We start from the raw sequence: 25,049 nt of genomic DNA, 5'->3' as shown, positions 1-25,049 counted from the left end.
GGGGAAGGCGGTCAGCATGTGGGGCAGGGTGCGCAAGTTCTGTACAAGATTCCTCAACGCCGTTCGCGCGGACCTGAGCAACGGCCGGGACAAACGTACACACAATCTTTTCGAAGCGGCCGCCGCGTACGTCTCGGCCTGCGCGGAGGACGACCAGGACCGCATCGACGAGGCGGCGGGCTGGGTCTCGCCGGAAGCCCTGTCGTTCGGGGTCAACGAGCTGGCCTGCAGGGCTGTCATCGCCCTGGCGCGGGAGCGCGACGAGTCACCGGGCACGGTGGCCCGCACGCTGCTGGGGCTCCCGGCGGCCTGACACGTGCAGGGGGCACAGGTGGTCGATTCGCCCCGTCCAGCCGGAAAACTGCAGGTCCACGTGTTCTTGCGAGTCGTGACAAGCTGCTTCCACTCGCACTAGGGTGCGCGCGATCGGATGAATCGATGGGGAGGCTGGCATGGCCGGGACGGACGAGGACGCCGTCGCCGCCGCGGACGAGGCGCTTTATGTGCTCACGGCGGTACTTCTGACGCCGGCGAAGTTCCCGAGCGTGCTCGGCGACGACTATCCGGAGGCCTGCGCGGCCCTCGGACTCGCGCCGCTCGCCGACGGGTACGGCCTGGTGCTCGGCCAGGACGGCGACGGCGCCCGGTGGACCGTCGTGGTCGACGACGTCTCCCTGGTCGCGGTGGCCATCGCCTCCTGGGACTGTGGAATGGAGTACGACCTCTCGCCCGACGAGCGGTCGGTCGTCGCCGCGCTGCCGGGCTGGCCCCTCGCGGTCGCCGTCGCGGCGCCCAACGTGCCCGCGCCGCACGACCCGGGCCCCGAGGCCGCGGAGGGGCCGCCGCTGACGCCGCCGGACACGAGCACGTGGGGACCGGCCCAGCGGCGGCTGGGCGCCGACGAGATCGCGCTCCAGTGGGCGGTCTGGCGCGAGCAGATCAGCGATTCGGACTTCTCGGTCCCGGACGGTGCGGACACCTCCGGCAGCGCGGAACCCGCGCCCGGGTCCGCCGAGGACGCGGAAGAAGCCGTGGCCGTGGCAGTGATGGACGAGCGGGCCGACCAGGACGAGCAGGCCGGCGGGTCCAAGGGGCACGGCGGAGTGCGCCGCGTGCTCGCCGAAGTCCGCGCGTACGTGGAATCGCCGCCGCCGCTCGGCCGCGTCCGGTCCTCGTTCGCCCCGGGGGACGCGCGGACGCTGCGCGCGGACGGCCCCGGCTGGTCGCTGGTGGCCAGGACCGACGACATCGCGTTCGTGCTGCTCGACGCGGAGCCCGGCGAGGTGCTGCCGGTCGGCCGCGGACCGGAGCTGCCCGGGCTCCTGGACGCCCTCGAGAAGATGGCCGTGCGGCCCATCTGAGTCCCCGTTCGGGTGAGCCGCCTATGCGGGTGACCCACCTGAGGTGCCGGGGCCGTCGGGTACCGGACCGGCTGCGGCCGATCCTGGCTGCTGCCGCTCGGCCTTCGGCGCCCTGCCCTCCTGGCGGAGCAGCGGAACAGGAGACCCGGCCGCCCGCGGACCACACGGTCGCGCGGTCCGCGGGCGGGGACGGGGTCTGCTCCTGCGGGGTAGCCGGCCCGGCCGATCCCGTGCCCCAAGACGTGCGGCAGGACGTCAGCGGCCGAGCTCCTTGCGGGTGACGCGGCGCAGCCTGCGCCGCTGTGAGGGGTCCAGCGTGAGGTAGGCGGCGGCCGGCACTCCCAGGATGATCAGGAGCGATGCCCACCACGGCAGCCAGATCAGCAGGATGATCCCGACCGCCACACCCCCCGCCGCGATCTTCGCGTTCTTCGACATGTGCGTCGCCTCCTTCGCGGCCACTGCCGCTCTCTGTCCTGAGAACGGACCCGCGCGGCCCGCGGTTCCTGACCGCGACCCTGAGACGTCCCTGATGCGCGACCCCGACTCGTCCCTGAGAGACCGCCCGGTCATCGCGCCCGGAGCGGCTCTCCCACCTCGTGCAGATGACGCAGTGCCTGCCGGTAGGAATCGACGAGCCCGGTCTCCGCATAGGAGATACCCAACTCCAGGCAGTGCGCGCGCACCAGGGGCTGGGCGCGACGGAGATGAGGCCGGGGCATGCTGGGGAAGAGGTGGTGCTCGATCTGGTAGTTGAGGCCGCCGAGGAACCAGTCGGTCAGGACGCCGCCGCGGATGTTGCGCGAGGTCAGCACCTGCCGGCGCAGATGCCCCCAGCGCTCGCCGTCCGGGTCGGGCATCTCCATGCCCTTGTGGTTGGGAGCGAAGGCCAGTCCCAGGTGCAGGCCGAACAGCGCGTGGTGGAGGGCGGCGAACGCGAGTGCCTTGCCCGGAGAGAGCGAGACGAGCAGCAAGGTCGTGTACGCGGCCACATGGGCCACGAGGAGCAGGCCCTCCACCGTCCGCTCCCGGGGAGGCTGCCGGCGCAGGTCCTGGAAGCCGTGGACCTTCAGGGCGACGCCCTCCAGGAGCGTGAGCGGGAAGAACAACCAGGCCTGGTTGCGGGTCAGCCAGCGCCTGAACCCGGACCGCTCCTTGGCCTGCTCACCGGTGAACACCAGGACGTCGGCGACGACGTCGGGATCCTTGTCGATGTGGTTGGGGTTGGCGTGGTGGCGGTTGTGCTTGTCGTTCCACCAGGCGTAGCTCATGCCCAGCAGCAGGTTGCCGTGGATCAGGCCGATGACGCGGGCGGCCGCCTTGCCGTTGGTGATCTGGGAATGGCCCGCGTCGTGGCCTATGAAGGCCGCGCGGGCACAGAACACGGCCAGCGGCGGCGCCAGCAGGAGCGACCACCAGGAGTCGCCGACGAGGGCGACACCGGTGACGACGGCGGTCAGGGCGAGTGCGTTGGCGGCGATGCGGAGTGCGTACCAGAGCGGACGCCGTTCCAGGAGGCCCTGGCTCCGGACCGTGCGCAGGAGAGGTGCGAACTCGCTTCCGCCGGGCGGAGCGTCGCGGATTTTCCGCGGGGGTTCGGCGACGGCGGCGGTGGGCTCGGGCATGTCCGGACTCCGACTCTCTCAGGCAACGGGCTGACCTGAGGAAACGTACGAATCAGCAACCCTCCGCGACCATGACGCCACCCCCCGGTTACGGGCGGGGGCCAGCCCGTGGCGCGCAGGGGGGCTGACAGCACCCCAGCGCTCGAGGGCCAGGGCGTCGGTGAGTGCTCTCGGCCGTGACCGGCCGCGCCCGCGCCCAGGACGTGCCGAGTTGCTGTACCCTCGGCGACTCCGAGCTCCAGTAGTCAAATTTGAGGAGTGCAGTTTCGCTGTGCAGACGTTCCCCGCGGCAACGCCCTCCGAGATCTCCGAACCGGCCCACTGCGGCGAACTGGCCCACTGCAACGCCGTCTTTCTGCCCGGCGATCCGGCCCGCACCGGCCGGATCGCGTTCTGGTGCCCCGACGGCACCGTACCCGCGCCTCTTGCTGCCGGATCGGTCGAGGAGCTGAGCGTCGTCCTGCCCCGCGGCGACGACGGCGACGTGGAGGTGGCCGGAGTCCCCGCACTCCTGCTGCCGGTACGGGCCGCGCTGCCCGTGCTCACGCGCGCCCGTACCGACGCGCACGGACACCCGGGAGCCGCGTTCTGGGGCGCGGCCACCGTGCTGGCTCTGCAGTTCGTGGCACGCGGCCTGCTGCTGCCAGGGCTGTCGCCCGGCGAGCACGACGCCTGGCGCATCGGCCCGCTGGCCCCGGAGGACATCGACCGCGTCCGCAGGCTGGCCGCCTCGATGCCGCCGCAGGCGCACGCCGTGCCGGTGCAGACGGGCACCGTGCCGGTGCAGACGGGCGCGGTGGCGGTACAGACGGGCGCCGTACCGGGAGTCGGGCGGGTGCAGCCGCCGCGGCTGCCCGCGCCGGAGCGGCTGCTGCGCGCCTTCCTCGACGCCGTCGCCGACTGCCTCCCTCGCTCTCCCGCGGCCCCCCTGGTGACGGGCGGGCCCGCCTACGCGGCGTGGGAACCGCAGCACATGCCCGAACAGCGCGCGTGGGCCGCCGATGTCGCCGCGGGCCACGACGCGGCCGTACGGCTGTCGCTGCGGATCGAGGCCCCCGGTCTGGCCGAGGTGACGCAGGACGACGCCGCGGTGCGGTTCCGGGCCGTGCTGCAGGTGCACAGTGTCGGCGACCCCGCGCTCGTGGCGGACGCCTCCGCGGTCTGGGGCGACGCCGGGGGCGGAGGTCTTGGTGCGCACGCGCGTGTGGACGTCCTGCTCGCGCTCCGCCGGGCGGCCCGGTCCTGGCCGGCGTTGACACCGCTCCTCTCGGCGGGCGTGCCGGACGCCGTGGAACTCGCCGACGAAGATGTCACCGAGTTGCTCGGGCAGGGCGCCCGAGCGCTCGCCGCAGCCGGGGTGGAAGTGCACTGGCCGAAGGATCTGTTCCGGACGCTGACCGCCCGAGCGGTGATCGGCCCTCCGGACGAGGGGCAGACGGCCGCCGGGGCCGCCGCGGACACACCCGCCCTCCTGTCCGCCGACGCGCTGCTCGCCTTCGACTGGCGTTTCGCGTTGGGTGAGGAGCAGCTCACGCGCGAGGAGCTGGACCACCTCGCCGAGGCGGGTCGCCCCGTCGTACGCCTGCGCGGCCGATGGGTCCTGGTCGACCCGCAGGAGGTGCACCGCGCCCGCTCCCGGCGGGACCGGAAGGTCAGCCCCGTAGAGGCGCTGAGCGCCGCCCTGACGGGCTCGACGGAGGTCGACGGCCATCGGGTCGACGTGGAACCCACCGGGTGGCCGGCGGCCCTCAGGGAGCGGCTCGCGTCCCCCGAGGCGCAGGAGCCGGTCGCGCAACCCGATGCTCTCGCGGCCACGTTGCGTGACTACCAGCTGCGCGGCCTGAGTTGGCTGGCCCGGACGACCTCCCTGGGGCTCGGCTGCTGTCTGGCCGACGACATGGGCCTCGGCAAGACGATCACCCTGATCGCTCTGCATCTGCACCGGCAGGGCGAGGCGTCGACGGCCGGTCCGACGCTGGTGGTGTGCCCGACGTCGTTGATGGGCAACTGGCAGCGCGAGATCGAGAGGTTCGCACCCGGCACGCCCGTGCGCCGCTTCCACGGGGCGCGGCGCGCTCTGGACGCCCTGACCGACGGGGAGTTCGTGCTCACCACGTACGGAACGATGCGCCTCGACGCGCGCCGGCTGTCCGAGGTGTCGTGGGGCATGGTCGTGGCGGACGAGGCACAGCACGTCAAGAACCCCTACTCGGCGACCGCTCGGGAGCTGCGTTCCATCGGCGCACGCGCGCGCGTGGCGCTCACCGGCACCCCGGTGGAGAACAATCTGTCGGAGTTGTGGGCGATCCTCGACTGGACGACGCCCGGGCTGCTGGGCGGCCTCCACACCTTCCGGGCCCGGTATGCGCAGGCCGTCGAGAGCGGTCGGGACCCGGCAGCCGCGGACCGGCTGGCCCGTCTCGTACGGCCGTTCCTGCTGCGCCGCCGCAAATCGGACCCGGGCGTCGCACCGGAGCTGCCGCCGAAGACCGAGACCGACCGTGCCGTGCCCCTGACGGCGGAGCAGGCCGGTCTGTACGAGGCGATGGTGCGCGAGACCCTGGCGGAGATCTCCGGCGCCGACAGCATGGCCCGGCGCGGGCTGATCATGAAGCTGCTGACGGGGCTCAAGCAGATCTGCAACCACCCGGCGCAGTTCCTCAAGGAGGAGCGGCCCCGGATTCCCGGCCGCTCGGGGAAGCTGGAACTGCTCGACGAACTGCTCGACACCATCCTCTCCGAGGGGGCGGGCGTCCTGGTCTTCACGCAGTACGTGCGCATGGCGCGCATCATCGAACGCCATCTGACGGCACGCGGCGTCGCCTCGCAGTTCCTGCACGGCGCCACACCCGTGGGCGAGCGGGAGGCGATGGTGCGGCGCTTCCAGGACGGCGAGGTCCGCGTGTTCCTGCTCTCGTTGAAGGCCGCGGGCACGGGGCTGAACCTGACACGGGCCGAACATGTCGTGCACTACGACCGCTGGTGGAACCCGGCCGTCGAGGCACAGGCCACCGACCGCGCCCACCGCATCGGCCAGAACCGGCCCGTACAGGTGCACCGGCTGATCGCGGAGGGCACCATCGAGGACCGCATCGCCGAGATGCTCGGCCGCAAACGCGAGCTGGCCGACGCCGTCCTGGGCTCCGGCGAGGCGGCGCTCACCGAACTGACGGACACGGAGCTGGCCGATCTGGTGGAACTGCGAGGTGGGGCGCGATGAACGGCGATGACATGGAACGCACCTTCGCCGCGCTGCCGCCCGCGCGCGGGCAAGGGTTCGCGCAGACGTGGTGGGGGCTGGCCTGGCTCAAGGCGTTGGAGGAGACCGCGCTCGACTCGCAGCAGCTCAAGGCGGGCCGCAGGCTCGCACGCGCGGGGGCCGTGGGCGCGGTGTCCGTGCGCCCGGGACGCATCACCGCCGTCGTCCAGGACCGCGACCGCACGACGCATCGGGCCGACGTCCTGCTGGAGCGGCTGGACGGCGAGCAGTGGGACCGCTTCCTGGACCTGGCCGCCGCACGGGCCGGACACGTCGCGGCGCTGCTCGACCGGGACATGCCGCCGCATCTCGTCGAGGACGCGGCGAGTACGGGCATCGAACTCCTGCCGGGCCTGGGCGATCTGGAGCCCGAGTGCGACTGCGGCACCTGGGACCACTGCGGCCACACGGCAGCCCTGTGCTACCAGGTGGCGCGGCTGCTGGACCAGGACCCCTTCGTGCTGTTGCTGATGCGCGGACGGGAAGAACGCGCCCTGCTCGACGATCTGCAGGCACGCAGCACGCAGCACGCCGAAGCGGCCTCGGTGCCGGAGGAAGTGGACGCGGTGGACGCCGCCGAGGCGTACCGGACCGGCCGCATCCTGCCGCCATTGCCCGCGCCCCCGGAGCTTCCGCCGGAACCCGGGTCACCGCCGTCGCTGGACACCGAGACCGCGCCGGCAGCCGGCGTCGACCCGGCCGCCCTGCGCCATCTGGCGGCCCGGACCGCCGTGGAGGCACGGCGTCTGCTCGCCCGTGCCCTCAGCGGAAGGGCGGAAGAGGTGGGCGCCGAAGAGGAGTTGACGGCCTCGCAGGACGCCGTCCGACTCGCCCTGGGGACGCCGGAGCGGGCTGCGGCGGACCGGCTTGCCGACGGCTCGGGACGGGACGGGGAGGAAATGGCGCGTGCCACGCGCGCGTGGTGCCTCGGAGGTGCGGCAGCACTCGCCGCCCTGGAGGAGGAGTGGACGCCCGCGGGCGAGGTGCTCGCACGCGCGCGTGCCGCGCTGGAGCTGGCCTGGGAGGAGGACGAACGGCCGTCGCTTCGGGTGAAGGGCCACCGCTGGACGGTCGTCGGTACACCGGCCCAGCTGCGTCTGGGGCGGGACGGTCGCTGGTGGCCGTACCGGATGGTGCGGGGCCGCTGGGTGCCCGCGGGGGCGGCGTGCCAGGATCCCGCGACGGCTCTGGCCTCGATGGAGTCCGCGTGCGGTCAGGAGCCCGCCTGAGACGGCTGTGAGAAGGCCCGGACGACCCACCTGAGACGGGCTTCGCGGAGTTCGGGGGCACCTGGTCGAGACGGGGTTCGGGGAGTTCCGGGGGACCGGTCGAGACGGGCTCCGGGAGTTCCGGGCGAACCGGTTGAGTCCCGCTGCGGCGACGCCGGGCCGTCTGGAGGCGTGTCCGGTGCCGCCCCCGGACTGGGCCTGCCGCCCCGAGCCTCCCCCCGAGTCGCGACGGCCGGAGACGCCGCGCCGCTGACCGGCACGGCGTGAAAACCATTGCGCCTGTGCCCAGTTCCCTTGTTACCGAATGCGGACAGACCCGGGTGAACGATGCCCGTCCGGGCGTCATCTCATGGGGTGCAGCCGAACAGCCGATGCGGCCGGTAGCCCTGCGGGAGCAGGGGAAGGTGCCGCGTTCTGACCGACCATGGGGGAGCCTTCAACATGACCACGCACCGCGCCCGCCGTACCGCCCGTTCCGCCGCTCTGGCCGCCGTCACCGCCGCGCTGGCGCTGGGTCTGACCGCCTGCGGCGGGGCGGACGGCGGCTCGAAGGCGGCAGGTGGCGACCACGCCGCCGGCACCGCGCAGAGCCCGTCCGCGTCCAACGGGGGCGGCAAGAGCAGGGGCGGCGTGGAGCAGGCCCACAGCGGTGGCGGCGCCAAGGAGGAGGCGCGCCCGGCGAACGCCTCGGGCGGGACCGGGACGGCCGAGACCGCGAGCGAGAGCACGACGGCCGGCGCCCCGCGGTGCCGCGGAGACGAGACGCTGGTCACCGCGGTGCACCGGTTCGCCGGCCAGCAGGGCGACCACCTGCTGGTCACCGCGACGAACAAGGGCACCGAGCCGTGCTGGGTCACCTCGTACCCGGCGGTGAAGCTCGGCGGGGACGTCGACGGCGCCGCACTGCCGCACTCGAAGAAGGACAACCCGGGCGGCGACAAGCACATCACGCTGCGGCCCGGAGGCAAGGTGTACAGCGCGGTGAGCCTGTTCGACTACGGTTCGAAGAACCACACGGCGCAGTCTTTTGCCATCGCCCTGCGCGGCGCCGACGGTCGCACCGGCCCCTACTACTCCGTGGACACCAAGGGCCAGAAGCCGCAGTTCAGCTGGAACGAGGCCGACGTGTTCAACTGGAACACCGAGAAGCCGTACGACTTCTGACGGTCCGATGGACCTGGTACCCGGGACCCCGCCGACACGGGTCGCTCATGTGCTCGAAAACCCGACGCCCCCCGTTCACCCAGGGGGAGCGAGACGTTCGCCGCAGGACCCAAATCTGGCCACTGTCAACGTACTTGCTCCTCAGGAGGCTCGATGTCCCCGCACGTCACCGGCCGGTCCCGCGTCCGGCGCTCCGTCGCAGCAGGCGTTCCGCTGGCCGTGATCGCGGCCCTTGTGGCGGCCTGCCCGCCCGCGAGTGCCGCGTCGCAGGACGCGCAAGTCGTCCGTACCGCGACGCTCGGCGACATCCCGCTCGGCGCTTTCAGCAACGCGCTGCTGCCGGGGACGGTGGACGACGACCGGGGCATCGACCTCGGCGGCATCGGCAGTGACATCTACCCGGCGGGCCGCAAGGGCGAGTTCTGGACGGTCAGCGACCGCGGGCCCAACGGCCGGATCAAGGTCGACGGCACCAAGCGCCGCACCTTCCCGGTGCCGGGCTTCGATCCCGCGATCGTGAAGGTGCGCGTCTCCGAAGACACCGTGAAGGTGCTGGAGGCCATCCCGATCACCACTTCCTCCGGCAAGGCCGTCACCGGGCTGTCGAACCAGGCCGGCCGGGACGAGGCGCCGTACACCTACGACGCCACGACCCTCCTGCCGTACAACCCGAACGGGCTGGACACCGAGGGCATCGTGCGGGCGAAGGACGGCAGTTTCTGGCTCGTCGACGAGTACGGACCCTCGCTGGTGCACGTCTCCGCGCGCGGGAAGGTGCTCACGCGTTACGTGCCCAAGGGGCTCCACCTGACCGGCACGGACTACCCGGTGGTGGAGGCGCTGCCCGCGGTCTTCCTGCACCGGAAGACCAACCGCGGCTTCGAGGGGCTCGCCCAACTCCCCTGCGGGGACCTGGTGATGGCCCTGCAGAGCCCGCTGTCGCTGCCGGACAAGGATGCCGGTGAAGCCTCGCGCACCACGCGCCTGGTGCGCTTCTCGCCGAAGAAGCAGGCGGTCACCGCCGAGTACGCGTACCGCTTCGACCCGGTGAACGTGGTGGATCCCGGTGAGGACGACACCTCCGAGCTGAAAATCTCCTCGGTGGTCGCCGTGGGCGGCGACCGGCTGCTCGTGGAGGAGCGCACCGACCGGGCCGCCCGGCTGCAGCTGGTGAAGCTGGACCGGCACTCCAGCATCCTCGGTGGCGCGTACGACGACGACACGACGTCCCCGTCCCTGGAGCAGCTCGACGACCCGGCCGCCACCGGGGTTCCGGTACTCCGGAAGCGACTGCTCGTCGACCTGGGCAAGGTCGCCGGCGTGCCGGAGAAGATCGAGGGCATCGCGCGCGTGGATCACGACACGCTCGCCCTCATGAACGACAACGACTTCGGCATGACGGACGGCGCGGGCGCCTTCGACGCACAGGGCCGGCTGATCGACAGCGGCATCGAGACGACGCTGACCTACCTGCGGCTGTCGCACGGCATCTGACCGGGCCGACACGACCCGAGATCGCGGCGATCACGGCAGTTGGACATCCCCCAGGGACGGGATCAGCGACTCCAGATCGCTAGGGACCTCGCTGGGCAGCTTCGACGGGAGGTTGCTGGGCAGTTCGCTCGGCAACGCGGTCGGAATGCTCAGCGAGGGCGAGGGTTCGGCGCTCGTGCTGTTCCCCGCGGGCGACTGCTTGCCGGGCGAGCCGTCGCTCCCGGAGCGGGACAGCAGGATCACGACGGCGACGGCCGCGAACCCCGCGAACAGGGCGAGCAGGATGTGAAGCCGCCGTCCGCGCCTCCTCGGCGGTTCCGGCGGGGGCTGCCAACCTCCCAGGGTGGGCGGCTCGTTGCCTCCCGGAGGCGGGCCGTAGCCTCCTGCGGACCCATGGCCCCCTCCAGCTCCATGACCGGAGCTGTGGTTGCCGAAGGGCGGTCCGAAACCGCCGCCCGAAGGCGGCGGTCCGGGAGGCGGAGGCGGTGCGGGAGGCATGGCCATACCGTCCAGAGTCGCCGCACATCGGGCAGCAGGCGACCCCCGTACGGACTTTGATACGGATCCATGCCGTGGACGGCATGATTCCGGGGTATTCCGCACGGCGGCCGCACGCGCGTGCGCCTCCCGCAAGCCGCGGCGAGGGTCACGCGCGCGTGCACTCAGCCGCGAGCGCCCAGCAGGTGGTCCATGGCCAGCTGGTCGAGGGGCTCGAAGGCCATCCCGCGCGCGGCCGCCGCCTCGACGTCGAACTCCTCGAAGGCACCGCGGTCGGCGAGCAGGGCCTGCAAGCCGTCGGCGGCGGTGGGGAGGCCGAGCTGGTCCAGACGCGAGGCACGCAGGGCCTCCTGCACCTCCGGGTCGGCGCGGAAGGCGGCCGCGCGCTCCTTGAGGATCAGGTAGTTGCGCATGCAGCCCGCGGCCGACGCCCACACACCGTCGAGGTCCTCGGTCCGCGGCGGCTTGAAGTCGAAGTGGCGGGGACCGGCGTAACCGGCGCTCTCCAGCAGGTCGACCAGCCAGAACGCGGCACGCAGGTCACCGGCGCCGAAGCGCAGGTCCTGGTCGTACTTGATGCCGGACTGGCCGTTGAGGTCGATGTGGAAGAGCTTGCCCGCCCACAGGGCCTGCGCGATGCCGTGCGGGAAGTTCAGCCCGGCCATCTGCTCGTGGCCGACCTCGGGGTTGACGCCGTACATCTCCGGGCGCTCCAGGCGCTCGATGAAGGCCAGGGCGTGACCGACCGTGGGCAGCAGGATGTCGCCGCGGGGCTCGTTCGGCTTGGGCTCGATGGCGAACTTCAGGTCGTAGCCCTGGGAGACGACATACTCGCCGAGGAGGTCGAAGGCCTCCTTCATGCGGTCGAGGGCGGCGCGCACGTCCTTGGCGGCGCCGGACTCGGCGCCCTCACGGCCGCCCCAGGCGACGTAGGTCTCGGCGCCCAGCTCGACCGCGAGGTCGATGTTGCGGATCGTCTTGCGCAGCGCGTACCGGCGCACGTCACGGTCGTTCGCGGTGAACGCGCCGTCCTTGAAGACAGGGTGCGTGAAGAGGTTGGTGGTGGCCATCGGCACGGTCATGCCGGTCGTGTCGAGAGCCTGGCGGAAGCGCTTGATGTGCGACTCGCGCTCGGTGTCCGAGGACCCGAAGGGGATCAGGTCGTCGTCGTGGAAGGTCACGCCGTGCGCGCCGAGCTCGCTCAGGCGCTGCACCGTCTCGACCGGGTCGAGGGCACGCCGCGTGGCGTCGCCGAACGGGTCCCTTCCCTGCCAGCCGACGGTCCACAGCCCAAAGGTGAACCTGTCCTCGGGGGTGGGCTGGTAGCTCATGCCGCGACTCCTTGCTGCTTCGACTTGCTTGCTCCGACTATTTCGTCATGGCAGTTTACAAATTAGTATGCGGACGCAGCTCTGGGAAGAGACAAGATGTCTTTGTCACCACAGAGCCCATGTCTTCGTCCCGCGGAGCCGCGGAAAAAAGGGAGAGTCCGATGTCAGCTGCCGAGGGTCCGCTCGTCGTCGGCGTGGACACGTCCACCCAGTCCACCAAGGCGCTCGTCGTCGACTCGGCCACCGGGCAGGTCGTCGCGAGCGGCCAGGCACCGCACACCGTCTCCTCCGGGGCCGGTCGCGAGAGCGACCCGCGCCAGTGGTGGGACGCCCTGTGCGAGGCCCTGCACCAGTGCGGCGACGCGGCGCACGAGGCGGCCGCGGTGTCCATCGGGGGACAGCAGCACGGCCTGGTCACGCTGGACGAGCGGGGTGAGCCGGTGCGCCCGGCGCTGCTGTGGAACGACGTGCGCTCGGCGCCGCAGGCCCGCCGCCTGGTCGAGGAGCTGGGCGGCCCGAAGGCCTGGGCCGAGCGCACCGGCAGCGTGCCCGGCCCGTCCTTCACGGTCACGAAGTGGGCCTGGCTCGCCGAGAACGAGCCGGAGGCGGCCCGCGCCGCCAAGGCCGTGCGCCTGCCCCACGACTACCTCACCGAGCGGCTGACCGGCCAGGGCACGACCGACCGCGGTGACGCCTCGGGCACCGGCTGGTGGGCCTCGGGGACGGAGTCCTACGACGACGAGACCCTCGCCCACGTGGGGCTCGATCCGGCGCTGCTCCCCCGTGTCGTACGCCCCGGCGAGGTGGCCGGCACCGTCCGCGACAGCCACGACCTGCCCTTCTCGAAGGGCACCCTGGTCGCACCCGGGACCGGCGACAACGCGGCCGCCGCGATGGGCCTCGGGCTGCGGCCCGGCACCCCCGTGCTCAGCCTCGGCACGTCCGGCACGGTGTACGCCGTCACCAAGCGCCGCCCCGCCGACCCGACCGGCACCGTGGCGGGCTTCGCCGACGCCCGCGGCGACTGGCTGCCGCTGGCCTGCACCCTGAACTGCACGCTCGCCGTCGACCGGGTGGCGGCGCTGCTGAACCTGGACCGCGAGGCCGTCGAGCCCACCACGGGCGTGACCCTGCTCCCGTATCTGGACGGGGAACGCACCCCCAATCTGCCGAACGCGTCCGGCCTGCTGCACGGCCTGCGCCACGACACCACCGGCGGACAGCTCCTGCAGGCCGCCTACGACGGCGCCGTCCACTCCCTGCTCGGCGCGCTCGACCTTGTTCTCGACGAGGACGCGGACCTCTCGGTCCCGCTGCTGCTGATCGGCGGCGGCGCCCGCGGCACGGCCTGGCAGGAGACCGTTCGTCGGCTGTCGGGCCGCCCGGTCCAGGTCCCGGAGGCCAGGGAACTGGTCGCGCTCGGCGCCGCCGCGCAGGCGGCGGGCCTGCTGACGGGCGAGGACCCGGCGTCGGTGGCCCGCCGCTGGAACACCGCCGCCGGCCCGGTGCTGGAGGCGGTGGAGCGGGACGAGGAGACGCTGGCGAGGATCGCCGGGGTACTCTCCGACGCGGCCCCGCTGCTGGAGCGGAGCACGGAGAGCCGTTGAGGACGGGGGCATGAGCGCACCGCTGCACGAGGCCCACCCGGCCGGCCCGGGGCGGGCGCTGCCCGACACCCAGCAGGGCATGCGCCGCCGCAATCTCGCCCGGGTGATGCACACCGTAAGCGCCGAGGGACCGCTCTCCCGCGCCGCCGTCGCCTCGCGCATCGGGCTGACCAGGGCGGCGGTGTCCACCCTCGTCGACGAGCTGATCCGGTCGGGGCTGCTCGACGAACTGGGCCCGGAACGGCCCGGCCGGGTGGGCCGTCCCGGCTCGGCGCTCGCCGTCAGCGGACACGGTCCGGCCGGGATCGGCGCCGAGGTCGGCGTCGATCACCTCGCGGTCTGCGCGGTCGACCTGCGCGGACGGGTACGCGCGCGTGCCGTGCGGCACGGCGCGAACCGCGGGCGCGCCCCCGGGCCGGTGCTCGAAGAACTCACCGGCCTGGTGCGCGAGGTCGTCGCCCGGGCGCAGGGCGAGGGGCTGTGGCCCGCGGGGCTCGCCGTGGCGGTGCCGGGCCTGGTGGCGCGCGACGCCCGCACCGTCGTACGCGCCCCGAACCTCGAATGGCACGACACCGACCTCGGCGCCCTGCTGCCGGGGGACATACCGCTGACCGTCGACAACGAGGCCAACTTCGGTGCCCTCGCCGAACTGTGGCTCGGCGAGGGCACCCCGCAGGACTTCCTGCACGTGTCGGCGGAGATCGGCATCGGCGCGGCGCTCGTGGTGGCCGGCGGGCTGCTGCGCGGGACACGCGGATTCGCGGGCGAGTTGGGGCATGTACCGGTGCAGCCGGAGGGTCCGGCGTGCCCGTGCGGCGGACGCGGCTGCCTGGAGCAGTACGCCGGCGAGGAGGCCGTCCTGCGCGCCGCCGGGCTGGAGCCGGGCGAGGACCGCGTCGGACTGCTCGCGGGCCGGGCCGCCGGGGGCGACGAGGACGTACGAGGCGCACTGCGCGACGCGGGCACGGCCCTCGGCGTCGCGCTGACCGGGGCGGTCAATCTGCTGGACCCCGAGAGTGTCGTGCTCGGCGGCGCACTGGCCGGGCTCGCGCCCTGGCTGCTGCCGTCGCTGGAGGCCGAGTTGGACCGGCGCACGGCCGGGCCGGCCTGTCCGGTGTCCGTGTCGCGTCTGGGCCCCGAGGGGCCGCTGCTGGGCGCGGCGCACTCGGTGGTGCGGGCCGTGCTGGACGATCCCGCGGCGGTGGGCGCACGCGCGTGACCATGCGCGCGCCTAGGCTGTCGGCCGGCACCAGCACCCGACTCGCATCCGCCTCGCCTCGTCTCACCTCGTCACATCTTGTCTCACCCCGCCGGCCCCGCCCGCCCCACCCCACCTCGCCTCCAGAGGAGCACCATCGTGTTCGACCTCGCAGCGGAACTCCCCTACCCCGACAGCCACCGACCGGACGGGGCGCCCGCACCGCACGCGCTGCTCACGCCCGTGCTCGGTCTGCTGGGCACGTGGAGGGGCCGGGGCCGGGGCGAGTACCCGACCCTCGACGCGGACTTCACCTACGGGCAGGAGATCACCTTCAGCCATGACGGGCGCCCCTTCCTCCGCTACGAGGCCCGTGCGTGGCTCCTCGACGCCGAGAACGCGCCCCTGCGTCCGGCGGCCCGCGAGAGCGGCTGGTGGCGGCTCCAGCCCGATGGACGGGTGGAGGCGTTGATCACCCAGCCCACCGGCATCGCGGAGATCATGGTCGGGCAGGCGGCCGGGGACTCGATCGACCTGTCCACCCACGAGGTGGCCCTCACTCCCACGGCCAAGCAGGTCGACGCCACCCGCCGCCACTACACCCTGACCGGCTCCGACACCCTCACCTTCATGTTCGATCTCGCCGCGGTCGGCCAGGAGCTGCAGCACCATCTCTCGGCAAGCCTTCGGCGCGTGCGGTAGGGCGCACCGGCACCCGCTCGGCGGCGCCATCACCCACAAGGGTGGCGGAGTTGTCCACATCGGCGCCTCCGTCCACCGAAGCACTCGGCGCCCTTCTGCCCACCTCGCAAGCGCCGTACCGTGAATCACGCGAGGCGCACCCGTCGAGACGGGCGACGCAGGGTATGTCGAGGTGAATTGAGGGGGATTCACATGGCGGGGGAAGCGGCGGCAGGTCTCAGGCGCGACGCGATCGGCCCGCGTGAGGGCCGGCGCGTGAGCTGCCGGGTGCCGGGGCGGTGTCCACTCCACTCGTGCGGCGCGCGGCCCGCAACGGGCCGTCGGCTTCCTCGTCGGCCGGGGCCATATGTTCGGGAAGGCCCTCGGGCCGCCGCCGCTGCTGCTGCTCCAGACCGGAGTCGTTCACCCCGGAGAGGCATCTGCTGCTGCCCGTCCTCGGCATCGTGGCCTTCGTGCGGGCGCTCCAGACCGCCGCGGAACGCCCCGTCTTGGCCCTCGGGGAGTATCCGAACGGAAATTAGCGGTAGCCGCTGACCCGGATCATGGTCCGGTCGGGATGAGGGCGCTGACGCGGTTCTCGTACTCGCGGCGGGCCTTGCGCTGTGCCGGGACAGTCGAGGTGCCCTGGCCGCCGCCGAGGAGCTGGCAGCGGGCGAGCAGCTGGCGGTGGACGGCCCGGGTGGTGCTGACTCGCAGGGTGTAGCCCTGGCCGCGCCGTACGGTGACGCCCTGGTCGAGCGCGGCTCGTTCGTCGGGCTCCAGCTCGATGGCGCGGAGGAAGTCGGCGACCTTGCCCGGCATGTCGAGGGTGACCGGCAGCTCCGGGGTCGGGACATCTTCCTGGCCCTCGGAGGCGTGCTCGGGCTGGAGGTCGGCGACGGCGGTACGGATGGCGCCGCGGCTGACGCCGTGGTCGCGCGCGAGGCCGGCGATGGAGCGGCCTTCCAGGTACGCGGTGCGCACGGCGTCGGTCCTGTCGGCCGCCACGGCGGGGCGGCGTCCGCCCTTGCTGCCCCTGGCCTCTGCGGCGCGCAGCCCGTCGTAGGTCAGTTCGCGTTGGAGGTCTCGCTGGAGTTCGCCGGCGGCGGCGAGGGTCTGCACCATGAACTTCACGGTGGACAGCAGCTCGCCGGTGCGCGGGTGGCGGGCGGTGAGGTCCATCGCGGAGAACGCGCCGTCGTGGATGCGCAGGGCGAGGCGGTCGCGGTGGAGGACGTCGAGCACGTCGAGGATGTGGCCGGTGCCGCGTACAAGGCGGAACATCTCGGAGATGTGCACGGTGTCGCCGGGCCGCGCGTAGGTGAGCAGTTCGCGGAACTTCGGGCGCTGGAGCGGGTGGAGGCGGCTGGAGGTGCCGGGGTCCTCCTCGAAGACGACCGGGTCCTCGATCCCGGCTTCGTCCAGGACGAGGTCCTGGCGGGCGGTCGACTGCTGGTCGGTCGAGACTCGCTTGTAAACCAGGTTCGCCACCGTGGGGCCCCTTCCGTACGGAGGAATGGACCCTATTTGTCATCAAACCCTGTCAGCAATCACCATCGGATCTGATTGGATTCGGGCCGCCGTGAACCCCCGGATTCCACGGGTTCATTGGACGCGCCGTCTGCCTGTCGTCAAACGATCGTTTGTCGACAGGTGGAGGCGGCCCGCATCGCGGTGCGGTGCACCAGGCCGTCCTGGATGAGGGTCAGGCCAGCCTCGAATGCCGACTCGTGGTCGATCACAGGCATGTCCACCTGCGGATCCGAGTCGTCGCCGGAGCCGGCGTCCGCCTGTTCCTCCAGGACACTGCCGACCGTGAAACGGCTGGCGGCCAGCATCGCCATCTGCGCGTCCCGCTCAGGTACTCCCGAGGTGACCAGGAAGTCCATCTTGCGGCGGATCCGGTCGAGGTCGCCTGCCGGGGTGCTGCCTGCGTGGAGGCGTGCGCCGTCCCGGCGCATCAGCAGGGTGCGCCGGAAGCTTCGCGTGTTGTCCAGGAACCAGTCGCGCCAGTCGTCGTCGGGCGTTGGCAGCGGGGCGGCCGTATGCGGTGCCATCGCCGCCTCCGCCATGGCCGCGAGGAGGTCCTTCTTGGTGCGGAAGTACCAGTAGAGCGAGGGCTGTTCGACACCCAGCCGCTTCGCCAGCCGTCGTGTACTGACCGTGTCCAGCCCGACCTCATCGAGCAGGTCGAGTGCTTCGGAGACGACGATCTCCCGGTTCACCTTGGTCACGTTGACAAATCTATCACCGATAGAGACTCTGGAGAGGAATCATTCACTGATAGATTTTCTTTGGGGTGATGGGTATGGCCTACGGATCGGGAGCGCGCCCCCTGCGGGTTCTTGTTGCCGGCGGCGGGATAGCAGGGCAGGCGCTGGCTTTCTGGCTCACGCGGGGCAACCACAGGGTGACCGTCGCCGAACGCTTTCCGGCGCTGCGGGCCGCCGGGGCGCAGGTCGACCTCCGGGGGCAGGGCATCGAGGCCATCGAGCGGATGGGGCTTCTGGACGCCGTCCGCGGCAAGCTGGTGGACGAGGCGGGTGTCGCCTTCGTCGACGCGCGCGGCAGGGCCAAGGCGACGATCATGGCCAACACCTCCGGCCGTGGCCGGCAGAGCCTCACGTCTGAGTACGAAATCATGCGCGGTGACCTGGTACGCATCCTGCACGACGCGTCGAAGGACGACATCGAGTACGTCTTCGGCGTGAGCGTGGACGGCTTCGAGCAGGACCAACAGAAGGTCGTCGCGCACTTTTCCGACGGCTCCTCCGGCGAGTTCGACCTCCTGGTCGGCGCGGACGGGCAGGGATCGCGCATCCGTCGGGCGATCCTCCCCGCGGACTTCGACCCGTACTGGCGGGTCGGCATCCACATGGCCTACTGGTTCGTGCCACGCATAGCGTCCGACAGCAACATCCGGGACACCTACATGGTCCCGGGCGGCCGTCAGATCATGCGCCGCAGCCACAACCCGACCGAGACCCAGGTGTACTTCGTGATGCGGGAGGAGTCCGAGGAGGCCTCGGCGATCCACCGGGAGCCCGTCGAGCGCCAGCGGGAGTTCTGGGCCGGCAGGTTCCGCGACGCGGGGTGGCAGACGGAGCGCTTCATCGGCGGTATGTGGACGAGCCCCTTCTTCTACTCCCAGGAGATCGTCCAGGTCCGAACCGACACCTGGTCCAAGGGCCGCGTGGTCCTCGCCGGCGACGCCGCCCACTGTGCTTCCCCGTACAGCGGCATGGGCACCTCCGGCGGCCTGGTGGGCGCCTACGTCCTGGCCGGCGAGATCAACCGGCACCCGGGCGATCTGCCGACCGCACTGGCGAACTACGACCGCGTGCTGCGACCCTTCGTCGACGAGATCCAGGGCGAGGTGAATCCGCGTCTCCTGCGCTTGGGTATGCCAATGACCCAGCGTGCGATCGACGCCTTCCAGGCCGCCACCGCGCTGGCCTGCTTCCTGCACGTGCCCGATCTCGCCGCGCGCTTTTCAGCGGAGGACCGCGGCGGCAGTTGGGAGCTCCCCGAGAACCCGGCGCCAATCAGCACCGCCTGAAAGCGGCCGGACATCGCGGGTCGATGGCCGTCGCGAGTAGCACGGCAAGAACGAAAGCGCTGGCCCGCACAGTGATCAGCGCCCTGTCGACTCTTGACGCTCAGTTCTGCCCGCAGTTGTCGTCATCTTCGTCCGTGTGCGGGTCGCGTAGCTTTCGCAGCCCCGGCGCGGCAGGTCGGGTGAAGGCGTAGCGGCCGAGGAAGTTGATGTGGTCGTACTGGAGTGGGGAGAGCCGGGCGAGCAGTTCGTCGGTAACGGGGAAGCCGTCAGCGGCCAGTTGTTTGACGGCGGCGTCGATGTAAAGGCTGTTGAACAGGACTACGCAGTTGAGGGCCAGTCCGAGGGCGCCGAGCTGGTCCTCCATGCCCTCGCGGTAGTGCTGGCGCAGTTCGCCGCGCTGCCCGAAGAAGATCTTCCGGGCGAGGCGATGGCGGGCCTCGGTGACGTTGAGCTGGGCGCCGATCACCCGGCGGTATCCCTCGTCGGAGACGAACTGGAGAAGGTGCAGGGTCTTGAAGATCCGCGCGTAGTGGGCGAACGCGTCGCCGAGCCCGGTGGGCTTGCCGTCGCGGGAGAGCATGCGGATCAGGTCGTGTCCGCGGACCTCGCCCAGGGTCAGGGAGCCTGCCACGCGGAGCATGTCGCCCCAGTGGGCGCGTATCCGGTCCAGGCGGATGGTGTGGTTGGAAACCGGCTGGAGCGGCCCGTATTCGGCCGTGTCGACGATCACGTAATTCCCCAGGTCTGCGGTCACGTAATTCCCCAGGTCGTCGCCCCAGTGCGGGTTTAGGTTGGCGAGCATGACCATGCGCGGTTGGAGTTATCGCTATGTCGGACCGGCCGAGTTGAGGAGTCTGGTCCGACCGGACGGCGAGGGTCAGAGCATGCGTTCGCCAGCGGACTTCGACGAGTGGATCTCGGCTCGGACGGTGGAGGAGTTGGCCGAGCCCTTCACCTTCGTTGTCGATCAAGCTGGGGTCCTGCGTCTCGCGCCGCGTCGCAGAGAGCATGTGGTGTGTGCTGGTGGAGAAGCCGTGCTGTGTGCTGGCGAGATCAGCTTCCGCGAGGAGTCCGGGCGGTGGGCGGTCGACGAGGTCAGCAATCAGTCGACCGGCTACTGCCCGGATGTCAGCTCGTGGTTAGCCGTCGTCGAGGCTCTGGACCAGGCCGGGATCGTTCGCCCGTCGGGCTTCACGCATGAGGTGGTGTTCCGACACTGCCTCTCCTGCCGACAGCTCAACATCGTGCGCGAGGAGGACTTCGTCTGCGTCTTTTGTGACGAGGCTCTGCCGCGCGAGTGGAACGTTGACCAGCCCGGACGCTAGGCGGTCGGCGGCCTGAAGCGCTCCGGGATCGGTGGAGGCTCTATGCGTTGACTCCAGCCGCCGGTCGGGGCTGGTGTTGAGCGTAGTGAAGCGCTCCGGGTCTGATGGAGGCTCGATTCCCTGAGAGGATCGAGTCATGGCACGTCCGTCCCCTTATCCGCCCGAGCTTCGTGAGCGTGCGGTGCGCATGGTCGCGGAGATCCGTCCCAACTACCCAACTGAGTGGGCCGCGATGAAGGCGGTTGCGGCGAAGCTGGGCATTGGTGCGGCTGAGACGGTGCGGACGTGGGTCCGCAAAGCCGAGGTCGACGCCGGCCAGCGGCCCGGCACCACGTCCGACGAGGCCGCGGAGATCAAGCGACTCAAGGCGGAGAACGCCGAACTGAGGCGGGCCAACGAGATCCTCAAGGCGGCATCCGCCTTCTTCGCGGCCGAGCTCGACCGGCCGTCGAAGCTCTCGTAGCGTTCATCGACGCTCACCGCGAGGTGTTCGGAGTCGAGCCGATCTGACGAGTCCTGACCAGCCACGGACTCAAGATCGCGACGAGCACCTACTACGCGGCCAGGAATCGCACTCCCAGCGCCCGGACACTGCGCGACGCGGAGCTGAAGACGCAGATCAGTCACGTCCACGTGGACAACTTCAGTGTCTACGGAGTCCGGAAGGTCTGGCGACAACTGCATCGCGAAGGCATACCGGTGGCCCGGTGCACCGTCGCCCGGCTGATGGGCGACCTCGGCCTTGAGGGCGCCCGACGAGGGAAGAAGATCCGAACTACCATCCGGGATGACGGCCACGAGCGGGCTGTCGACCTGTTGCGGCGCGACTTCACCGCATCCTGCCCGAACGAGCGGTGGGTGGCCGACTTCACCTACGTGGCCACCTGGTCCGGGATCGTCTACGTCGCGTTCGTCGTCGACGTGTTCTCCCGGGCGATCGTCGGCTGGTCCGCCTCCACCAGCAAGCAGGCCAAGCTCGTCCTCGCCGCCTTGGACATGGCCTTGTGGCGTCGGGACCGTGCTGGAACTCCCGCTGGTCCGGGGCTGGTTCATCATTCGGATAGTGAGTATGTGAAGTGCCGGATGTCCCGGGCTTCTTGACTCGCACAGCGATGGACGCGCCAGGATGCCGGTGCCGGGATGCTCTCGCGGCCTCCTGACCCGCACTCCGATCGACGGCGCTGTCCCTCCTCGGACTTGTCGGTGGCCCGGGAGCACCCCGGCGAGGCGCTCGCCTCGCCGACGGGAGTGACTTAAGGAGAGCCTGGCCAAGGTCCCATCACTGTCTCGTCCGCCGCCTCGGTGACCGCGCGCCGACCCACCGCGCTCTCATCCGCGAGGAGGCCGACATGGCCAGCATCCCACCCGTCTCCCGCGTCGTCATCGGCGGCGTGGACACCCACAAAGACCTGCACGTCGCTGCCGTGATCGACACCGACGACCACGTCCTGGACACCCAGGCGTTCTCCACCCCCGCGCCGGCTACCGCGCCCTGCTCGCCTGGATGCGTACCTTCGGCGACGTGCGCCGCATCGGCATCGAGGGCACCGGCTCCTACGGCGCCGGGCTCCTGCGCCACCTGCAGCAGGCCGGCATCGAGATCCTCGAGGTCAACCGGCCCGACCGCTCCGGCCGGCGCCGACGGGGCAAGGACGACACCATCGACGCCGAGAACGCCGCCCACGCCGCGCTGGCCGACAACCGTGTGATCACGCCCAAGACCCGCACCGGCATGGTCGAGTCCTTACGCGTCCTGCGGATCGCCCGCTCCACTGCCGTCAAGGCCCTCCGCGTCGCCCTGCAGATGCTGCGCTGCCAGATCATCTCCGCGCCCGAGGAACTCCGTGTCCAGGTACGGAACCTGACACGGATGCAGCTCATCCGCACCTGCGCCGCCTGGCGGCCGGACGAGACCGCCTTCCGCGACCCCGTCTCAGCCACCCGTATCGCCATCAAGTCCCTGGCCCGCCGCTACCTCGAGCTCAACGACGAGGTCGCCGATCTCGATGCAATGATCGAGCCCCTGGTCCGGGAACTGGCGCCCTCGCTGCTGGAACGGACCGGGATCGAGAACACCGCCCAACTCCTGGTCACCTGCGGCGACAACCCTCAGCGGGTCACCGACGAGGCCCGCTTCGCCAAGCTCTGCGGCGTCGCCCCGCTGCCCGCCTCCTCCGGGAAGGTCCAGCGTCACCGCCTCAACCGCGGCGGCGACCGCCAGGCCAACTCCGCCCTCCACATGGCCGTGGTCTGCCGCCTCCACTACGACAAGGCCACTCAGGAGTACCTCGAACGCCGCACCAGCGAAGGCAAGTCGAAGATGGAGATCATCCGTTGCCTCAAACGATACGTCGCCCGCGAGGCGTACTACCTGATCAAGCAGGACAACACCTCAAACCGGTCACTCCAGAGAGGTTGACATTCAGGAGAGCGTCGCGGGCAGTCAGTACACGTCTTTCGCGTTCACCGCCCACCTCCTCGAGGCCGGCATCGACGCCTCGATCGGCACCGTCGGGGACGCCCTGGACAACGCCCTCATGGAATCCCAGATCGGCCTCTACAAAACCGAGTTGATCAAGTTGCGCAGGCCCTGGCACGGCCTGGCCGACGTCGAACTCGCCACCGAGGAATGGGTCGATTGGTTCAACAACCAGCGCATCCACACGGCAATCGGTGACATCCCGCCCCACGAGCACGAGACCACCTACTACGCTCAACACCAGCCCCGACCGGCGGCTGGAGTCAACGCATAGAGCCTCCACCGATCCCGGAGCGCTTCAAGCCGATACGCCCCGGGCGACCACTAAGGAGTGCGTCCCCGATGGGGCCACGTGCCTGTCAGCCCCGCTCGATAGGGTCCGCATCGCAGCCAGCCGCGGAAGGACTCTCACATGACAACGTTTGACGAGCTCACTGCCTGGGCCGGCACAGGGAACGTCACAAGGGCAGACTCGGCAGTCGTGTCGGGCTGGCAGATCCCCGAGGATCAGAAGGCACTACTGGTTGATGTCGGGATCCCCATCGTCGATCAGTTGATCGAGTACGTATCGTTCCAGGTGGAGGCGGCTCCAGCACTCCAGACGTCAGATGGTAGGTCGCTCTACCGCCTCACCCAGAATCACCATGGCAACCTAATGCCCGGCATGGAATGGTCGTTCGGCGTCGAACCCGGGACAGGCACGGTCCACTACGTCCTTCCGCAAGGCGAGGCATCGTTCGCCAACTCCTCCATCGACCTCTGGCTGCGGACCCTTCACCACTACGGCCGGCACGTCAGCGAGTCCGAGATCCTCAGCGATCCGGATGACCTCGAGGACGAAGCCCTGGCCGAGCTCAGCATGCTCGCTGACGAACTCAAGAAGATCGATCCACCTGCCTTCGACGGCTACAACGGTTTCATCTGGGCCGAGTTCCTCGACCGCTGGCTCTGGTAGTTACCCGCGGCCGCCACGATCCCAAAGCGATCACTCACCGTGTCCGGCGGGTCTGGCGGCTCGCGAATACGCGACACCGCAACATGCGAGCTCACCAGTCCCGAGGGCCGTCTTCGACGTCGTCACCGAGCTGACCACGCACCCACCGATCCTGCGCAGAACGGAGCAGCGCAAGCATGAGCGACCCCCGCATCCTGACGGTCCGGCCCCGACCGGACGAGTACGCCTGGACGTTCGGCGGCGCACCCCCCGTGGCGCGTATCGCGCCCGGCACTGTCCTCGACCTGTACACGGAGGACTGCTTCGCCGGACGGGTGCGTTCCGAGAAGGACCTGGTGTCCGAGGTGTGCGAGTTCCCCTTCCTCAATCCGCAGACCGGGCCCTTCCACGTGGAGGGTGCCGAGCCGGGCGACAGCCTCGCCGTGCACTTCGTGTCGATCGAGCCGGCCCGCGACTGGGCCGCGTCGACGACGGTCCCGCTGTTCGGCGCGCTCACCTCCACCCACACCACGGCCACTCTGCAGCCGCCGTTGCCGGAGACCGTGTGGATCTGGCAGCTCGACCGGACCCGGCGTACGGCACTGTTCAAGGCGCACGACGGTGACATCGAGGCCGAGCTGCCGATGGACCCGATGCACGGCACCATGGGCGTCGCCCCCGCCAATCTCGAGGTCCGCTCCGCCCTGGTGCCGGACGCCCACGGCGGCAACATGGACACGCCCGAGATGCGGTCCGGCGTCACCTGCTACCTCGGGGTGAACGTGGAGGGCGCGCTGCTCAGCCTGGGCGACGGGCACGCGCGCCAGGGCGAGGGCGAAACCTGCGGGGTCGCCGTCGAGTGCGCGATGAACACCGTGGTGATCGTGGAGCTGCTCAAGGGCGTCGCCACACCGTGGCCGCGCATCGAGTCGGACACGCACCTGGTCTCGACGGGTTCGGCCCGCCCGCTGGAGGACGCGTTCCGGATCTCCCAGCTGGACCTGGTCCAGTGGCTGGTACGTGACTACGGGTTCAGCGAACTGGACGCCTACCAGTTCGCGACCCAGGCGGTCGAGTCGCCCCTGGCCAACGTCTGCGACACCAACTACACGTGCGTGGCGAAGATCCGCAAGCAGTGGCTGCCGGCGCGCGAGACTCACCGAGGGATGCACGCGCACCTGCGGGAGATCGCGGCCACCCTGCGGAGCTGAGCCACGCCTGGCAGCCGGGCAGCACTCCACCGGATGACTCGCTCCCACCAGGTCAGCCGCTCCTCCCGGGGTCGGCCGTCCCCCCGGAACGGAA

General features: G+C 71.0%; 23 protein-coding genes and 1 pseudogene. 17 read left to right on the top strand and 7 right to left on the bottom strand.

Annotated elements, in window-relative coordinates; translation table 11 throughout:
- Nucleotides 1-16 precede the first annotated feature (16 nt).
- A complete protein-coding gene (locus ACIRPX_RS37760; protein ID WP_404203915.1) occupies nt 17-313 on the top strand; it encodes a hypothetical protein in 297 nt (98 codons plus the stop codon).
- 139 nt (nt 314-452) lie between these two features.
- Nucleotides 453-1,361 carry a hypothetical protein gene (locus ACIRPX_RS37755; protein WP_404203870.1) on the top strand — a complete coding sequence of 303 codons (909 nt, stop codon included), beginning with the start codon at nt 453-455 and terminating at the stop codon, nt 1,359-1,361.
- Nucleotides 1,362-1,616: 255 nt separating this feature from the next.
- On the opposite strand, the gene ACIRPX_RS37750 is transcribed toward ACIRPX_RS37755, so the two are convergent.
- Together ACIRPX_RS37750 and ACIRPX_RS37745 are read right to left on the bottom strand one after the other, a co-directional pair.
- Nucleotides 1,617-1,799, bottom strand: a complete 183-nt coding sequence (locus tag ACIRPX_RS37750) for a hypothetical protein (RefSeq protein WP_404203868.1) — start codon at nt 1,797-1,799, stop codon at nt 1,617-1,619.
- Nucleotides 1,800-1,930: 131 nt separating this feature from the next.
- A complete protein-coding gene (locus tag ACIRPX_RS37745) occupies nt 1,931-2,986 on the bottom strand; it encodes a fatty acid desaturase family protein (RefSeq protein WP_404203866.1) in 1,056 nt (351 codons plus the stop codon).
- A gap of 271 nt (nt 2,987-3,257) precedes the next feature.
- Between ACIRPX_RS37745 and ACIRPX_RS37740 the strand changes: the two genes are divergently transcribed.
- From ACIRPX_RS37740 to ACIRPX_RS37725, 4 genes are all read left to right on the top strand, one after another.
- Entirely contained in the window at nt 3,258-6,206 is a 2,949-nt protein-coding gene (locus ACIRPX_RS37740) for a DEAD/DEAH box helicase (RefSeq protein ID WP_404203864.1), read from the top strand.
- Nucleotides 6,203-7,474 (top strand): SWF or SNF family helicase, encoded by a 1,272-nt coding sequence (locus ACIRPX_RS37735; RefSeq protein ID WP_404203862.1) that lies wholly within the window; start codon nt 6,203-6,205, stop codon nt 7,472-7,474. Before ACIRPX_RS37740 ends, ACIRPX_RS37735 begins: the two co-directional genes overlap by 4 nt.
- A 441-nt stretch (nt 7,475-7,915) precedes the next feature.
- Nucleotides 7,916-8,638: a DUF4232 domain-containing protein gene (locus tag ACIRPX_RS37730; protein WP_404203860.1), complete on the top strand. Its 723-nt coding sequence runs from the start codon at nt 7,916-7,918 to the stop codon at nt 8,636-8,638.
- A gap of 153 nt (nt 8,639-8,791) precedes the next feature.
- Nucleotides 8,792-10,132: an esterase-like activity of phytase family protein gene (locus ACIRPX_RS37725; RefSeq protein WP_404203858.1), complete on the top strand. Its 1,341-nt coding sequence runs from the start codon at nt 8,792-8,794 to the stop codon at nt 10,130-10,132.
- A gap of 30 nt (nt 10,133-10,162) precedes the next feature.
- On the opposite strand, the gene ACIRPX_RS37720 is transcribed toward ACIRPX_RS37725, so the two are convergent.
- Nucleotides 10,163-10,375 (bottom strand): hypothetical protein, encoded by a 213-nt coding sequence (locus ACIRPX_RS37720; protein ID WP_404203856.1) that lies wholly within the window; start codon nt 10,373-10,375, stop codon nt 10,163-10,165.
- A 419-nt stretch (nt 10,376-10,794) separates the two neighbouring features.
- Nucleotides 10,795-11,961 carry a xylose isomerase gene (gene xylA / locus ACIRPX_RS37715; protein WP_404203854.1) on the bottom strand — a complete coding sequence of 389 codons (1,167 nt, stop codon included), beginning with the start codon at nt 11,959-11,961 and terminating at the stop codon, nt 10,795-10,797.
- Between the two features lie 161 nt (nt 11,962-12,122).
- Between xylA and xylB the strand changes: the two genes are divergently transcribed.
- The 3 genes from xylB (at nt 12,123) to ACIRPX_RS37700 (ending at nt 15,468) form a co-directional block, all read left to right on the top strand.
- Entirely contained in the window at nt 12,123-13,568 is a 1,446-nt protein-coding gene (gene xylB, locus ACIRPX_RS37710; RefSeq protein WP_404203852.1) for a xylulokinase, read from the top strand.
- A gap of 10 nt (nt 13,569-13,578) precedes the next feature.
- Complete coding sequence (locus ACIRPX_RS37705; protein WP_404203850.1) at nt 13,579-14,787, top strand: ROK family protein; 1,209 nt, start codon at nt 13,579-13,581, stop codon at nt 14,785-14,787.
- Between the two features lie 138 nt (nt 14,788-14,925).
- Nucleotides 14,926-15,468, top strand: a complete 543-nt coding sequence (locus ACIRPX_RS37700) for an FABP family protein (protein ID WP_404203848.1) — start codon at nt 14,926-14,928, stop codon at nt 15,466-15,468.
- A gap of 540 nt (nt 15,469-16,008) precedes the next feature.
- Here the strand turns inward: ACIRPX_RS37700 and ACIRPX_RS37695 are convergent.
- Nucleotides 16,009-16,938, bottom strand: coding sequence for a recombinase family protein (locus ACIRPX_RS37695; RefSeq protein WP_404203846.1), 930 nt, complete (start codon nt 16,936-16,938; stop codon nt 16,009-16,011).
- Nucleotides 16,939-17,078: 140 nt separating this feature from the next.
- A complete protein-coding gene (locus tag ACIRPX_RS37690) occupies nt 17,079-17,681 on the bottom strand; it encodes a TetR/AcrR family transcriptional regulator C-terminal domain-containing protein (RefSeq protein WP_404203844.1) in 603 nt (200 codons plus the stop codon).
- Nucleotides 17,682-17,749: 68 nt separating this feature from the next.
- On the opposite strand from ACIRPX_RS37690, the gene ACIRPX_RS37685 reads away from it, so the two are divergent.
- Entirely contained in the window at nt 17,750-19,006 is a 1,257-nt protein-coding gene (locus ACIRPX_RS37685; RefSeq protein WP_404203842.1) for an FAD-dependent monooxygenase, read from the top strand.
- Nucleotides 19,007-19,106: 100 nt separating this feature from the next.
- Here the strand turns inward: ACIRPX_RS37685 and ACIRPX_RS37680 are convergent, their stop codons facing one another.
- Nucleotides 19,107-19,760, bottom strand: a complete 654-nt coding sequence (locus ACIRPX_RS37680; protein ID WP_404203840.1) for a Tn3 family transposase — start codon at nt 19,758-19,760, stop codon at nt 19,107-19,109.
- A 46-nt stretch (nt 19,761-19,806) separates the two neighbouring features.
- Here ACIRPX_RS37680 and ACIRPX_RS37675 point away from each other — a divergent pair, with 46 nt between their 5' ends.
- The 7 genes and pseudogenes from ACIRPX_RS37675 (at nt 19,807) to ACIRPX_RS37645 (ending at nt 24,955) form a co-directional block, all read left to right on the top strand.
- Complete coding sequence (locus tag ACIRPX_RS37675; protein WP_404203838.1) at nt 19,807-20,331, top strand: hypothetical protein; 525 nt, start codon at nt 19,807-19,809, stop codon at nt 20,329-20,331.
- 136 nt (nt 20,332-20,467) lie between these two features.
- A complete protein-coding gene (locus ACIRPX_RS37670; RefSeq protein ID WP_404203836.1) occupies nt 20,468-20,794 on the top strand; it encodes a transposase in 327 nt (108 codons plus the stop codon).
- Between the two features lie 53 nt (nt 20,795-20,847).
- Nucleotides 20,848-21,432 (top strand): IS3 family transposase, encoded by a 585-nt coding sequence (locus ACIRPX_RS37665; RefSeq protein WP_404203913.1) that lies wholly within the window; start codon nt 20,848-20,850, stop codon nt 21,430-21,432.
- 248 nt (nt 21,433-21,680) lie between these two features.
- Nucleotides 21,681-22,750, top strand: a pseudogene (locus tag ACIRPX_RS37660) (IS110 family transposase).
- Nucleotide 22,751: 1 nt separating this feature from the next.
- Nucleotides 22,752-23,084 (top strand): integrase core domain-containing protein, encoded by a 333-nt coding sequence (locus tag ACIRPX_RS37655; protein WP_404203911.1) that lies wholly within the window; start codon nt 22,752-22,754, stop codon nt 23,082-23,084.
- 138 nt (nt 23,085-23,222) lie between these two features.
- Nucleotides 23,223-23,765: an SUKH-4 family immunity protein gene (locus ACIRPX_RS37650; RefSeq protein ID WP_404203834.1), complete on the top strand. Its 543-nt coding sequence runs from the start codon at nt 23,223-23,225 to the stop codon at nt 23,763-23,765.
- A gap of 176 nt (nt 23,766-23,941) precedes the next feature.
- Complete coding sequence (locus ACIRPX_RS37645; protein ID WP_404203832.1) at nt 23,942-24,955, top strand: acetamidase/formamidase family protein; 1,014 nt, start codon at nt 23,942-23,944, stop codon at nt 24,953-24,955.
- Nucleotides 24,956-25,049 lie beyond the last annotated feature (94 nt).

This window comes from Streptomyces sp. NPDC101225, assembly GCF_044767585.1.
Classification (GTDB): Bacteria; Actinomycetota; Actinomycetes; order Streptomycetales; family Streptomycetaceae; genus Streptomyces.
The sequence above is the reverse complement of the archived record's forward strand: the minus strand, read 5'-3'. Positions and strand labels throughout refer to the sequence as shown.